This is a genomic window from Idiomarina sp. 29L, from assembly GCF_004123135.1.
Taxonomy (GTDB): domain Bacteria; phylum Pseudomonadota; class Gammaproteobacteria; order Enterobacterales; family Alteromonadaceae; genus Idiomarina.
On sequence record NZ_SDJS01000002.1, the window covers coordinates 350,228 to 364,086 of the forward strand.

11 protein-coding genes are annotated in these 13,859 nt (G+C 48.6%); 2 read left to right on the forward strand and 9 right to left on the reverse strand.

Annotated elements, in window-relative coordinates:
• Positions 1 to 1,362: a magnesium transporter gene (gene mgtE / locus EST55_RS05330; RefSeq protein ID WP_100690840.1), complete on the forward strand. Its 1,362-nt coding sequence runs from the start codon at positions 1 to 3 to the stop codon at positions 1,360 to 1,362.
• A 24-nt stretch (positions 1,363 to 1,386) separates the two neighbouring features.
• Here the strand turns inward: mgtE and pmbA are convergent, their stop codons facing one another.
• Positions 1,387 to 2,700: a metalloprotease PmbA gene (gene pmbA / locus EST55_RS05335; RefSeq protein WP_164976532.1), complete on the reverse strand. Its 1,314-nt coding sequence runs from the start codon at positions 2,698 to 2,700 to the stop codon at positions 1,387 to 1,389.
• Positions 2,701 to 2,786: 86 nt separating this feature from the next.
• Here pmbA and yjgA point away from each other — a divergent pair, with 86 nt between their 5' ends.
• Positions 2,787 to 3,320: a ribosome biogenesis factor YjgA gene (yjgA, locus tag EST55_RS05340; protein ID WP_100690842.1), complete on the forward strand. Its 534-nt coding sequence runs from the start codon at positions 2,787 to 2,789 to the stop codon at positions 3,318 to 3,320.
• On the opposite strand, the gene tldD is transcribed toward yjgA, so the two are convergent.
• Genes tldD through EST55_RS05380 form a run of 8 tightly spaced genes read right to left on the reverse strand, consistent with a single transcriptional unit; the run spans position 3,321 to position 13,855 of the window.
• On the reverse strand, positions 3,321 to 4,742 hold the full coding sequence (gene tldD / locus EST55_RS05345; protein WP_100690843.1) for a metalloprotease TldD: 1,422 nt from the start codon (positions 4,740 to 4,742) through the stop codon (positions 3,321 to 3,323).
• Positions 4,729 to 5,568 (reverse strand): carbon-nitrogen hydrolase family protein, encoded by an 840-nt coding sequence (locus EST55_RS05350; RefSeq protein WP_240665250.1) that lies wholly within the window; start codon positions 5,566 to 5,568, stop codon positions 4,729 to 4,731. Before EST55_RS05350 ends, tldD begins: the two co-directional genes overlap by 14 nt.
• A complete protein-coding gene (locus tag EST55_RS05355; protein ID WP_129496747.1) occupies positions 5,522 to 9,415 on the reverse strand; it encodes a YhdP family protein in 3,894 nt (1,297 codons plus the stop codon). Before EST55_RS05355 ends, EST55_RS05350 begins: the two co-directional genes overlap by 47 nt.
• Positions 9,416 to 9,419: 4 nt before the next feature.
• Positions 9,420 to 10,886 (reverse strand): ribonuclease G, encoded by a 1,467-nt coding sequence (gene rng, locus EST55_RS05360; RefSeq protein ID WP_100690845.1) that lies wholly within the window; start codon positions 10,884 to 10,886, stop codon positions 9,420 to 9,422.
• A gap of 1 nt (position 10,887) precedes the next feature.
• The gene (locus EST55_RS05365; RefSeq protein ID WP_129496748.1) at positions 10,888 to 11,472 is read right to left on the reverse strand and encodes a Maf family protein; all 585 of its coding nucleotides are present in this window, start codon (positions 11,470 to 11,472) and stop codon (positions 10,888 to 10,890) included.
• On the reverse strand, positions 11,472 to 11,957 hold the full coding sequence (gene mreD, locus EST55_RS05370; protein ID WP_088768953.1) for a rod shape-determining protein MreD: 486 nt from the start codon (positions 11,955 to 11,957) through the stop codon (positions 11,472 to 11,474). The genes EST55_RS05365 and mreD overlap by 1 nt, the downstream gene beginning before the upstream one ends.
• Positions 11,954 to 12,808 (reverse strand): rod shape-determining protein MreC, encoded by an 855-nt coding sequence (gene mreC / locus EST55_RS05375; protein WP_088768955.1) that lies wholly within the window; start codon positions 12,806 to 12,808, stop codon positions 11,954 to 11,956. The genes mreD and mreC overlap by 4 nt, the downstream gene beginning before the upstream one ends.
• Before the next feature lie 3 nt (positions 12,809 to 12,811).
• Positions 12,812 to 13,855 (reverse strand): rod shape-determining protein, encoded by a 1,044-nt coding sequence (locus tag EST55_RS05380; RefSeq protein ID WP_058576770.1) that lies wholly within the window; start codon positions 13,853 to 13,855, stop codon positions 12,812 to 12,814.
• Between the last annotated feature and the right edge of the window lie 4 nt (positions 13,856 to 13,859).

Sequence of the window (13,859 nt, forward strand, 5' to 3'; positions counted from 1 at the left end):
ATGATAGCCGAGCTGTCCGATAAAGAATACGCCATGCAACGAATTCAGGAGGTTAACTCTGCGTTAGCCGACGGTATGTTCGTGGCAGCTCGACGCATGCTGCACAACATGCCGGCCTGCGATGTCGCTTTACTGTTAGAGTCTTCTCCACCGAAAAGCCGTTCTAAAATCTGGAAGCTGGTCGATATTGACGAGCACGGTGAAATTCTTGAAGAGCTGAACGAAGAAGTTCAGAAAGACATTATTCGTCAGATGGCTCCGGAAAATCTGGCGGCAGCGACCGAAGGCATGGACACCGATGACCTCGCCTACGTTCTGCGTGGTTTGCCGGAGCCGGTGTATCAGGAAGTCTTAAAGTCCATGGACGAAGGCGACCGGGAGCGGGCAGAAACCGCTCTTTCCTACGCCGAAGACAGCGCTGGTGGTATCATGAATACCGATACCATTACCGTACGCTCAGACGTCACTATCGACGTTGTATTGCGTTATCTGCGCCTTAAAGGAGAGTTACCCGAAGCAACCGATAAACTCTATGTCGTTGATCGCAATGAGAAAGTCACTGGTGAGATTTCGTTGACTCAGTTACTTACAGTCGACCCCAGCCGCCGCATCGATGAAATTATGTCATCGGATATTACGACCATACCCGTCGATATGGAAGAAACCGAAGTGGCTAAGCTTTTTGAGCGACATGACTGGGTTTCTGCACCGGTTGTCGATAGTGAGCAACAACTTGTGGGTCGTATTACGATCGATGATGTAGTTGATATTATTCGTGAAGAAGCTCAGCACTCGATGCTCAGTATGGCGGGCTTGGAAGATGACGAGGATACCTTTGCGCCGGTATTGAAAAGTACCCGCCGCCGTACCGTATGGCTTGCGGTTAACTTGGTGACAGCCTTATTAGCCGCCATGGTCAGTTCACTGTTTGAAGACATACTGGCGCAAATGGCCATACTGGCTATTTTGAACACCATAGTTCCTAGTATGGGCGGCATTGCCGGTAGTCAAACCTTAACACTGGTTATTCGAGGTATGGCGCTCGGCCATATCGGATCCAGTAACTCCCGATGGTTAATCGGTAAAGAGCTCGCGATAGGCTTCTTAAACGGCGTAATATGGTCGGTGCTTATTGCTGCAGTCGTTGCGCTTTGGAAGCAAGACTTACTGGTTGGCGGTATTATCGCGTTCGCTATGATGATGAACCTATTAGCCGCAGGGCTGGCGGGGGCAACCGTTCCGCTTATGTTGAAGCGTTTTAACATTGACCCTGCACTTGCCGGTGGCGTAATTTTAACCACGGTGACCGATGTCGTCGGTATTTTCGCCTTCCTTGGCTCAGCGACTCTCCTGCTTTCTTAAGCGCCTTAGTGTTGTAAAGGCAGGCTAATGACCTGCCACACTCATTTGTTCTAACAGTACAGAGCCAGTGTGCAATGCATGTCGTTCATCGGTATCGTTGCCAATAGCAACGATGTTCGCCAGCATATCTTTTAAGTTGCCAGCTATTGTGACTTCTTCAACTGGGTACTGAACTTCGCCATTTTCGACCCAAAAGCCTGCAGCGCCGCGAGAATAGTCGCCGTTAACGAGGTTAACGCCCTGCCCCATGACTTCAGTCACCAAAAGCCCGGTTCCCATTTGCTGGCAAAGCTGCTGTAGCGACTTATCCTGTTGACTGACCCGCCAGTTATGAATACCACCTGCATGGCCGGTCGGTTGCATATCCATTTTACGAGCCGCATAACTGGTCAATAAGTACGTTTCCAATACGCCCTTATCGACAATAGTTCTATCCTGTGTTTTAAGACCTTCGGCGTCAAATGGTGTGCTGGCTAAGCCGCCAACAATATGAGGACGCTCTTGAATAGTCAGCCATTCCGGGAGCACTGATTTTCCTAAATAATCGAGTAAGAAGCTCGACTTGCGGTACAAGTTTCCGCCGCTAATGGCTGAGACGAAATGCCCAAACAAACTACCCGCAATATCAGCACGAAAAATGACCGGAACCTTGGCCGTTGGAACCTGTCTGGCCCCCAAACGAGACAAGGTTTCGTTAGCGGCATCTTCTGCCACTTTTTCCGGTGTCCATAAGTCAGATGTTTTTCTCGCCACGGTATAACTCATATCACGCTGCATTTTATCGCCTTCACGAGCAATAAGCGCACAACCTAAGTTATGGCGAGACTGTAGGAAGCCACCAATAAAGTCGTGTGTGTTGCCATAAACCCGAAAACCGGTGTGACTACCGTAGTGTGCTCCATCGGAATTCACTATACGCTCGTCTAGGTTCAATGCATGCTTTTCGCACGCCAACGCTTGCTCAATAGCATATTCAGCACTTTGATCACCCGGATGACACAAATCTAAATCCGCAATATCGGTTGCCATAAGCTCGGACGGTGCTAAGCCATTGTAGGGGTCCGGCGACGTAAAACGGGCAATATCACAGGCTTTGTCAACAGCGGCTTCAATAGCGGCCTTTGACAGATCTGTTGTCGACGCAGAACCTTTTTGCTGTCCACGATACACCGTAATGCCTAATGCGCCATCTTGGTTAAACTCAACGGTTTCGACCTCTCCCAAACGAGTCCCCACAGAAATACCTGAGGTTTGGCTAATAGAGCATTCCGCATCACTGGCACCTTTTTGTTTCGCCAGCGACAAGGCCTCTTTTACGGCAGCCTCGACTTGCCCCATCTCTTTGTTAAGGTCATCCAGTTGTACTATCAAAAAACTCTCCTCACTGCTAAACTAGCGGCTTTAGCGCTAATCGAGTTGTAATTATGTCGAAACGAAAGTCACAAAATCCATCCTCTGATATCGACGCTCATGACAATGACGATTTCGTCAGTAAGTCACAAAAAAAGCGCGAAATGGCAGAGCGACAAAAAGTCGGTACCGACTTAGTCGAGCTCAGCGATGCTCAATTAAAGAGCATGCCGTTAGACGACGAGCTTCGTGACGCCGTGCTACTGGCTCGTAAAATTCGTAATAAACACGAAGGCTACCGACGCCAGCTTCAATTCATTGGTAAGCTGATGCGCTCTCGGGATATTGAGCCCATTGAACAAGCGCTGTCAGACCTTCGTAATGCGCACCAGCAGGAAACCACTAAGTTTCACGCTGTCGAAGACGCCAGGGACTCGCTCCTCAACGGCGGAGACGAGGCCTTGCAAAGCTTTATCGAAAACTACCCTCAGGCCGATCGCCAAAAAATTCGACAGCTGATGCGCTTAGCTGAGCAGCAAAAAGCCCAGGAAAAGCCACCTAAGGCGGCTCGAGAGCTATTTGTTTATCTGCGCAGCGTTATTCTTTAATTACTCCGTACCACCAACGGTCATTGAATCCAGTTTCAAGGTTGGTTGTCCGACACCAACAGGAACACTTTGACCGTCCTTACCACAAACACCAACGCCGGCGTCCAGTTCCAGGTCATTGCCGACCATAGAAACCTGTGACATAGCATCAGGTCCGTTACCAATTAAGGTAGCCCCTTTTATTGGCGCGGTAATTTTACCGTCTTCAATTAAGTAAGCCTCTGACGCTGAAAACACAAACTGTCCTGAGGTTATGTCGACTTGTCCGCCGGCAAACTGAGGCGCATAAATGCCCTTTTTGACACTGCTGATAATCTCATCCGGCGTACTTTCGCCCGGCAGCATATAAGTATTCGTCATACGAGGCATGGGTAAATGAGCAAAGCTTTCCCGGCGACCATTACCGGTGACGCTTTGTTTCATCAACCGTGCGTTCATCTTGTCCTGCATATAACCACGCAAGCGACCGTTCTCTATCAGAACATTGTAACCACTCGGTGTCCCTTCATCGTCTATCGTCATCGAGCCACGACGGTCATTCATGGTGCCGTCATCGACAATGGTACAAAGCTCTGAAGCCACCTTTTCACCCACACGACCGGAGTAAGCTGACGACCCTTTACGATTGAAATCACCTTCAAGGCCATGACCAACCGCCTCATGCAATAACACCCCTGGCCAACCCGCTCCTAAAACGACTGGCATGTTACCTGCGGGTGCCGGACGTGCTTCTAAGTTCACCAGTGCCTGGCGAACCGCCTCTTCGGCGAAGTGCTTCCAACGTGTACTACCGTTTGTGTCTTCAATAAAAAATTCGTAACCAACGCGCGCTCCACCACCGGCGCTACCGCGCTCACGACGACCGTTTTGCTCCGCAATGACCGAACAGTTCAAACGAATAAGCGGGCGCTTATCGGTAGCAAAGGTGCCATCTGTCGCAGCAACCAGTACATCGTCATAACTGCCACTTAAACTGACAACCACTTGCGACACTCGGCTGTCCTGCGCACGCGCATGAGCATCAGTCTGTTTTAACAGCTCAATTTTTTCATCTTCCGACAGCGTATTTAAAGGATTAATGCCTTCATATCGTGATGTGGCCTGCACAGACTGTAACGCCGCTACCGACTTACTCTGCCCCTGACGGGCAATACCGCGGGCAGCTTCACTGGTGCGCTTAAGCGCTTCCAAAGTAATTTCATCAGCGTAAGCAAAGCCAGTTTTTTCGCCCTGCACCGCACGAACGCCCATTCCGGTTTCAATATGAAACGCACCATTTTTAATGATGCCGTCTTCCAGCACCCAGGATTCATTGACACTGTGTTGCAGATAAATGTCTGCAAAATCAATTGTACCGCTGTATAACGTTGCCAACGCTTTACTAATATCGCTCTCAGACAACGAATAATCATTTAGTGTCATGTATGTTTACTACCTCAAATTGGTTTTGTTTGGCGACCGGCATTTGTTGACGTATTTCTTCGGTTCGGTCTAAGTCGACTTCGACCGAAATAATGCCTTCACCTTTTGCCTGTTCCGCTAAAATTTCACCCCACGGGCTGACAATAATGGAATGCCCGTAAGTCTCGCGTCCGTTATCATGCACACCCACTTGGTTAGGGGCCACCACATAAGCCTGCTGCTCTATAGCCCTTGCTCTAACCAACGCATGCCAGTGTGCATTCCCGGTCACTTGGGTAAATCCAGACGGCAAAGCAATGACATTAGCGCCTGCCTCGCGCAACGCCCTAAACAGCTCAGGAAAACGGAGATCATAACATACCGACATACCGACAACACCACAGTCGGTATCGACTGCAACCACTTCCGTACCCGGCTTCGTCCATTTTGATTCACGGTATTGTTTGGTGTTATCAGCTACATCCACATCGAACAGGTGAATTTTGTCGTATCGCGCAACAAGCTCTCCTGTTGGCGAATACATTAACGATGCAGCTGAAAAGCGTTCACCCGCATCAATAGGGATGGTGCCACCAATCAAATACACACCGTGCTGCTTCGCGAGCGAAGAAAGTGCTCTTTGCACATCGCCGTCTTTGTAGTTTTCAGCCATATCCAGTTGCGCTCGGTCACCAGCACCAAAGCAGACAAAGGCTTCAGGAAGAACCACTAGATGGGGGTAATTGGCAGACGGGAGATTGTTAAGAAGCTTTTTGACAATGTCGAGGTTGCCTTCAGGTTTAGAGCGGCTGCTCATTTGCAGCGCTGTCAGTTGCACCTTTTTCATCGTTTACCTCTGGATTTTTGGGGTCTTCCTCCAATTTTGGCAAATCAACCGGGCGGCTGTCACGCTCTATTTCCTGTACAACCGGATTCTCTATGGTGCCGGTCACTTCATAGCGTAGCTTTGAAATAACTTTTGCGTCATGCAGCACTTTGTCAATAAGTAGCGCAGCCAGTCCGCTTGGAGGGTTAACCATCCAGGCAAGAATAACTGGCAGACTCGAAGTCACTTTCGGTGCGTATGTTAACGTATAATTCAGTTCACCGCTGGTCATGTCTGTCCAGCCCCGAATATCCATATCGCCTGCGGAGCCAAGCAATCTGGCATCATCTGTTTGAGCAACACCATCCTCTATAGCGGCGCTTCCAGACAGTTCGGTAAAGAACATACCCTGAGAGAATATGTCACGGAAGTCTAGCGTCAGTTTACGTAAAATACTGTCCAAACTGAGTATCGAGAATATACGAGCCCCCCCATCACTGACTTCAGCAAGGTAACCTTTACCCAATGACCATGCAATATTCCCGTCCAGTGAAGACCAGCTGGGTTGATGCAGATGATCATCCCAGTTCAGGGAGAAGTTAATATCCGCGGAGCTATCCCGAATGGCTGTCTCGATACCAAACTGACGCAGTAATTCACCTAAATCGTTGGTATTTAATTGACCGTTTAACTCACTATAGGCTTGTTCATTTTCATAGCGCCACACTCCGTTAGCCTGAATACGGTCGCCATTTCGAGTGACGTTTAGACGGTCAATCGTAAAACCTTTTGCCTGCGCGGACGCCTTGATTGGAGATATCGCTAAATCGACTTCTCCTAAATTGTGCTCGTTAATTCGACAGCTTCGGCAGTTGACATTGACCGGAGGTACTTTTCCCAGCCAATTCCATTTCGCGTCGTCATCATTGTCAGAACTTGGCAGTTCAATATCGGTGGACAGCTCGAGGTAGTCAGCCCTGACATCAATGCCTTTTTTCATAAACTCATTAGGAATACCGACGTTTAGCACGGCTTTGTCTGAATTAACCTGAACCTGCCACTCGTTTGCCTCAGGCCAGCTTCGTATATTCGCAGCCCCAAAGCTTTGCTCTGCCCATTTCAGCTCATTCGCTGAAACACTGATTGAATCGGGCAGCCATGGGTTGTGTGCTTCAGCGCTGGCATCCCCCACTGAAGAACCACCACTTCCAAGCGCATAAATAAGTGAATACCAACGGCCGATATCGGCGTCTCCAAGCTCAGCCAACACAGTGAATCCACTGCCCGCATCCTCAATCTGACTATCTTCACCAACCGCTAATGTCGCTTTTTGCCATCCCGGCATATCCAATCGCCAGCGGCCTTCAAAACGCGCTCTTTCGTCAATGCGCCCAGTCACTGTATAGTTATCGCCAGAGCCATTTAAGGAGAAATAAAACTGCCAACCTTCACCAAAACTCTTTTCTAACGGGCTCGGCAAATACGTTTCTAAACCGGTTAGGTCGTATTGTCCTTCAGCATCAACCTTCATAGAGTCACCGGTAAACTGCAACGTCACCCGGCTTTCCCCGTTAACCGCCCCGTAAAAGAACTCCTCCCACTGGTCGTAAGGAAACTGTTTGAATAACGGTTCAGTCTGCCAGTCTAACTCCGTATTAATGGCTAATTCATAGCCGTCATTTTTCGAATCTCCCTCAACGGAAGCTGTCACAGGCATACCGTACCAACTCAGTATCAAATCTGAGGTATTAACGCTGGCGTTATTGACGGTCAACTTCCCTTCATTGATGCTGAATCGTTGTTTTATTGCATCAATTGTTACCTGAACGCCTGCCAATGGCGCTTCAACAAATACGCCAACCTCGCGAGACTCATCAAACGGAATATCCAACGCTACTTGCCCGGTCACCTGCCCTTGCGGATTCAGTTGATTAAAGGTTTCTGTTACCGAATCTAAAGGCGAATTCTTGAATACATTATAGACCTGCTGAGCATCGCCCGACGCTCGTGCTTCTATTTGCAGTCCGATGTTACCGTCGGTGAGATCTGGAATTCGAGCAGAAACGTTGTCGACATTAACTGAACCAATAACAGCTTTGTCAGCGTACATGAGCAAACTATTCTGGTAAAAGTCCAGGTGAATAGGCGCTTTTTCAAGGACCGGCCAATCAGGCTGGAACTTAAAGTCCAACGATTCGAAGTCCGCGCGCGCGCTAAACACCGATGCCAGACTGGCATTAGCAAAGCTATCAATATCGCCTCGCCACACTGCTTCAAGGCCACTTAATTTCCCTGCTTGCAGAGCTTCAGTTAAGTAACGATGCACACCGTCGCCCATCGCCTTGGGCAACAGCTTGCGAGCTGTTTCTACGGAAAACGGCGCCGTCGAATAAATAAACGAATCAATAGACGGTTTACCAGACACGCTATCTGAGGATAGCTGAGCACTTCCCTGCAATGTTAAATCGTTTACTTGTGCCAGCATTTGCGTTAACGAAACTGACCAGCCGTTATCATTGGCTCTCCAGGTTCCGGATAAATCCAGTTCGTTAATAGCCCAGGCATGTTCTGAGGACAAATGTCGGCTTGCCAATGAGACACCACTACCATACAAATGCCATTGAGCCTGATTATTCATTTGGCTCACACTCACGTGTAAACCGCTTACACTGGGTGTGTTATTACCACCTTCGATAGACAGCCCGGTGCCATCAACACGCCACTGGCTTCCTGTGATGGGATGTAACCGATATTGACCATCGACCTGACCATTAATCCCCGTTCTCTTAACCCATTTCACCACCTCCTGGGAAGTAAACGGCAACAGCGTTAACAATGATGTAGCATCGTCTAGCTTGACGTTTGAGACACTAATATCGTGAATACTGTTCTTATTTTGCCAGGCAACTCTCGGAACCCGAACACTGCCCGAAGAAGACTCCAGAGTCATTGGTAAACTATTCATTAGCCAACCATCTTCCTGCGGCCTCAGAATGACTTTTCCACCAGGAATATCCAGCCAATGTGTTTGCTCAGCGCCCTTATATTGCCAGGTTATGCGGTTCTGACGAAGCTGAAGAAGCCCTTCAAATAGCTCACCATTTTGCATATCCAGCCAAGCGGTAAAGTTGACATCCGACTCCTGTACGTCGATATCACCCAGTCTTTCCTCTAGCCAAGGGCTAATATCAATGTTTTGTGCATTCACATAGAACTGACCTGTTAATTCCGACCAAGTATCACCATTGAGGTCAACAATGATATCCAGAGCGTTGGTCGCGAAGTCATCCATTCTTAGGCTACCGACCGCGCGGTGCCGTGATCCTTCGTTAACCCAGGACAAACGTTCGAGCTCAATTCTTCGGGTGATCCCCCTTAAGTTAGTCAGAAAGACTTGTCCCTGGTGTATTGAGAATTTCTCTAACTGGTGCAGAAACAACTCACTGAGGTTATCAATATCTAATGTGTCATTCCCTGGCACATCGGTTAGCTGTCTGAGATCAACGGCAATATTGGCGTTATCCAAGATAAACTCGTCAGCCACAAATTGCCGCTGAACAATGCTTTGCCAGAAGTTTAAAACCACATAGACTTGCGCAACACTAAACTTCACCTTTGCATCGTCCGCCGGTGACAAAGAGAGGTCTTCGAGTACGATAGACGGTCCCTGCTGAGTCCATGCCATGGACAGATCGTTAATACTGACAGGTTGCTGGAAGCGTGACTCTAGTTCATTCTCAAGGGGCTGAGTTAAGTCTGGCAGATACGGCAGACTATAGCGAAGCAAACTCAGAGCAACAGCAACCAGTACCAGCACAATAGCCAGTAGTAGCCACAGTTTTTTTAATACCCAGGACAGTGCTTGCATTAACCTACATCATTACCACGTCAAATTGCTCTTGATTATACAGAGGTTCGGTCTGTACGGTAATTTGACGTGAAACAAACAGCTCAAGTTCAGCTAACGCGTGAGATTCTTCGTTCACTAATGCCTCACTGACTTTAGCTGACGCATAAACAACGAATTTGTCGGCCTCGTAGGCCTTATGCACGCGCACAATCTCACGCATAATTTCGTAACAAACGGTTTCAACGGTTTTCATCGTGCCCCGTCCCTGACAAACCGGGCACTCAGAACAAAGCACGTGTTCGAGGCTTTCGCGGGTTCGCTTACGGGTCATCTCAACCAGTCCGAGCGTCGTAAAACCGTTAATCGTGGTCTTCGCCCTGTCTTTTGACAATGCAAGCTCCAGGCTGTGTAAGACACGTCGTTTATGCTCTTCGTCGCGCATATCGATAAAATCGATAATGATAATGCCACCCAAATTCCGCAATCGCAGTTGTCGTGCTATTGCCTGAGTCGCTTCTATATTGGTGTTGAATATGGTTTCTTCGAGGTTTCTGTGGCCGACGAAAGCACCGGTATTGATATCGATGGTCGTCATAGCCTCGGTTTGATCAATAATTAACGAGCCACCCGATTTTAAGTCAACGCGGCGGTCAAGAGCACGCTGCATTTCATTTTCAATATCAAACAAGTCGAAAATAGGACGGTCACCGGTATAGTATTCCAGCACGCCCGTTAATTCCGGGATAAAGTCTTTGGTGAAGGTTTTCAGGGTGTCAAAAGTGACTTTCGAGTCTACCCGAATGCGTTCTATTTCCTCACCGACAAAGTCACGCAGTACACGGCAGGACAAGTTCAAGTCTTCATACAGCATGCCAACTTTGCGCTGACTTTTCTTGCGTGTTTTAATCTTCTCCCAAAGTCGGAAAAGAAAATCCGCATCGCTTTTTAACGACTGCTCAGAGGCTCCTTCTGCCGCTGTACGAACAATAAATTTACCGTCTTCAGTGCTGACCGACTCCGCTATTTCTTTTAAGCGATCACGCTCTTCGCCTTCTTCAATGCGCTGCGAAACCCCCACATGGTCACTTTTCGGCATGAATACCAAGTAACGGGACGGTAGGGTAATGTCAGTAGTCAGTCGCGCGCCCTTCGTACCTAAAGGGTCTTTGACGACCTGAACCATAATTTGCTGGCCTTGGTGAACCAGCTCAGTAATGTCTCTTTCCGGTCGGTCCGGCTGAGGAAGGTCGTCTCCGTCAACTTGTACCACAATGTCTGACGCATGTAAGAATGCCGCCTTATCCAAACCAATATCGATAAAGGCCGCCTGCATTCCCGGTAAAACACGGGACACTTTTCCCATGTAGATGTTACCCACCAGACCTCGTTTCGCCTGCCGTTCAATATGAACTTCCTGCAAAATGCCATTTTCAACGAGGACCACCCGCGTTTCCGTGGGTGTAACGTTCATGAGAACTTCAACGCTCATCTCAACCACCTGTTACTTCGAACATGCGAAGTAATTGCTCTGTTTCATATAAAGGTAAGCCAACCACTGCAAAGTAGCTACCTTCAATTCGTTTCACATATTTGCCACCGTATCCCTGAATACCATAGCCACCGGCTTTATCCTGAGGCTCTCCGGTTGCCCAGTAACTTTCGATATCGTCGGTTGTTAGCAAGGCGAACTCAACGCTTGTGGTAACCAATGTTGATTCACTCGCCACTAAACTCTGCCCATCCCAGTGGCAAACGGCGACCGATGTCAGTACCTCATGAGTACGTCCGGACAATTGACGCATCATTTTCTGAAAGTGTTCAAAGTCCAACGGCTTTTCCATGACCTCTTGGTCACACCGAATCAACGTGTCCGAGCCAATAACGAGACACTCATCAGACTGCCGCGTCGCAACGGCTAATGCCTTTTCGTTCGCCAGCCGCAGCACGTAACCCTCAGCACTCTCATTGCTCTGTCGAATTTCATCGATATCGGGCACATCGCAATCAAACGGGCGATGCAAGAAGTTCAATAATTCGCGCCGACGAGGCGACGAGGAAGCTAAGACAATACGCATTATGACACCCCAAACTGGCGGCGAACTTTACGCAACAACGGAAATACCCAAAGCCAGAAAACAGCCGAGGTTAATACAGGCCAAAAATACGATAACGTAAATTCAGCGTCGTGCAGAAAGACGTTTGCCTCGAAGATAATGAAGCGTTTCAGGAGTATCAGAACGGCAATAACAACGGCCTGCTGTATCAGGGCAAAATTACGAATACGCTGAAAGTTTCTAGCCGCTAAATAGGCAACAACGACCATGCCTAATGCATGCACGCCGACGATAGAGCCCAGAAGAACGTCACTTAGCACGCCCAGAATGAGTGCAGTTCCAATGCTTACCCGATGAGGCAAAGCAATTACCCAGTACAACATGACCAGCGTTACCCAATCCGGACGAAACACGTCGAAGGTGGCCGGCATTGGCATGACCATTAACGTTAACGCGATGACATAGGTAACGAGCAGAGTCACTATTCCCGGCTTCAAGAGCTTCATTCCTCGTCCTCATAAATCGGCTGTTGCTTACTTTCGCTTGGCCACAATAATAAGACATTTCGCACTCTGTCTAAGGCGCTTACTGGATCGGCGAACACTGTAGCGAACGGCAGTGACTCATCCCTCACTATGCTGGCAATACGTGCGACAGGATACCCTTCAGGAAACACATCACCCAGACCGGACGACATCAGCAGGTCGCCTTCTCGCAACTCTGTGCTGTGCGGAATGAACATAAGCTCTAAACGACCAATATCCCCTGTACCCTGGGCTAACACTCGAATGTCGTTTCTTTCTGAGCGCAGAGAAATAGCATGACTTTGGTCGGAAATAAGTAGCACTCGCGCGGTACTCCCTCCAACGTCCTGGACTTGTCCAATGATCCCGCTGCTATCTAATACCGGCTGACCTTCGTACACACCGCTTAAGGTTCCCTTATTAATCACCAACTGTTGCGAAAATGGCTCAGACGCAACGGCTATCACCTCGGCAACCATTCTTCGGGCAGACTCGCGTGCGTCCGAACCGAGTAACTCTCTAAGGCGGCGGTTTTCGTTTTTCAGGAATTGTAATTGCTGCTGCTGCCCCTGAAGCATGAGTATTCGTTGTTTTAACGCTTGGTTTTCCTCACTTAACTGCTCCGTGGTTTTTACCGACTCCGAAAAGTTATCCAATAACTGTTCGGGCAATATGGCTAAATACTGAACAGGCGCAACGAGTGAGTTAAGAAACACGCGAACAGGCTGCATGGCTTGCAACCGGTGATCAATAAATATGAGCAGAAACGAACAGGCTAGTGCGAGCACTAGCCTGGAGAGTAAAGACGGGCCGCGGACAAACAGCGTTTTCATGATTTACTCATAACTGAATAAATCACCGCCGTGCATGTCGATCATTTCTAATGCTTTACCACCACCACGCGCTACACAGGTAAGCGGGTCATCAGCAATAATTACCGGAATGCCTGTTTCTTCGACAAGCAGGCGATCTAAATCTTTTAATAGCGCGCCACCACCGGTTAACACCATACCGCGCTCTGAAATATCAGACGCGAGCTCTGGCGGTGATTGCTCTAGCGCGACCATAACCGCACTCACAATACCCATGAGCGGCTCTTGTAACGCTTCTAGAATTTCATTGCTGTTCAGTGTAAAGGAGCGTGGTACACCTTCAGCTAGGTTACGACCCCGCACTTCAATTTCCTTCAGCTCTTCGCCCGGGAACGCTGAACCAATTTCATGTTTAATGCGCTCTGCGGTAGCATCACCAATCAGTGCGCCAAAGTTGCGACGGACATAACTGATAATAGCTTCGTCGAACTTATCACCACCAATGCGAACAGATGACGAATAAACCACACCGTTCAGTGAGATAATAGCGACTTCGGTTGTACCGCCACCAATATCAACCACCATGGAACCGGTTGCCTCGGATACAGGCAAACCAGCACCAATCGCTGCCGCCATTGGTTCATCAATTAAGTACACTTCACGTGCGCCCGCGCCCAACGCTGATTCACGAATCGCACGGCGTTCTACCTGGGTTGAACCACACGGAACACACACTAAAACTCGCGGGCTTGGACGGAAGTAATGGCTGTCGTGGACTTGCTTAATAAAGAACTGAAGCATTTTTTCGCATACATAAAAGTCTGCGATAACACCGTCTTTCATTGGGCGAATAGCACGAATATTGCCTGGAGTACGACCTAACATTTGCTTAGCGGCTGAACCAACGGCCGCAATAGACTTAGGTCCGCCTGAGCGTTCTTGTCGTATTGCTACAACTGAAGGCTCATTTAAAACAATGCCTTCGTCTTTAACGTAAATGAGGGTGTTGGCGGTACCAAGGTCAATAGATAAATCGTTTGAAAAAAGGCCGCGAATTTTTTTAAACATGAAG

Coding starts and splice junctions, on each gene's coding strand:
- EST55_RS05350 (WP_240665250.1), bottom strand. CDS start 5,568: ATGAAAAAGGTGCAACTGACAGCGCTGCAAATGAGCAGCCGCTCTAAA.
- pmbA (WP_164976532.1), bottom strand. CDS start 2,700: ATGGGGCAAGTCGAGGCTGCCGTAAAAGAGGCCTTGTCGCTGGCGAAA.
- rng (WP_100690845.1), bottom strand. CDS start 10,886: ATGAGCGTTGAAGTTCTCATGAACGTTACACCCACGGAAACGCGGGTG.
- mreC (WP_088768955.1), bottom strand. CDS start 12,808: ATGAAAACGCTGTTTGTCCGCGGCCCGTCTTTACTCTCCAGGCTAGTG.
- EST55_RS05365 (WP_129496748.1), bottom strand. CDS start 11,472: ATGCGTATTGTCTTAGCTTCCTCGTCGCCTCGTCGGCGCGAATTATTG.
- mgtE (WP_100690840.1), top strand. CDS start 1: ATGATAGCCGAGCTGTCCGATAAAGAATACGCCATGCAACGAATTCAG.
- tldD (WP_100690843.1), bottom strand. CDS start 4,742: ATGACACTAAATGATTATTCGTTGTCTGAGAGCGATATTAGTAAAGCG.
- yjgA (WP_100690842.1), top strand. CDS start 2,787: ATGTCGAAACGAAAGTCACAAAATCCATCCTCTGATATCGACGCTCAT.
- mreD (WP_088768953.1), bottom strand. CDS start 11,957: ATGAAGCTCTTGAAGCCGGGAATAGTGACTCTGCTCGTTACCTATGTC.
- EST55_RS05355 (WP_129496747.1), bottom strand. CDS start 9,415: ATGCAAGCACTGTCCTGGGTATTAAAAAAACTGTGGCTACTACTGGCT.
- EST55_RS05380 (WP_058576770.1), bottom strand. CDS start 13,855: ATGTTTAAAAAAATTCGCGGCCTTTTTTCAAACGATTTATCTATTGAC.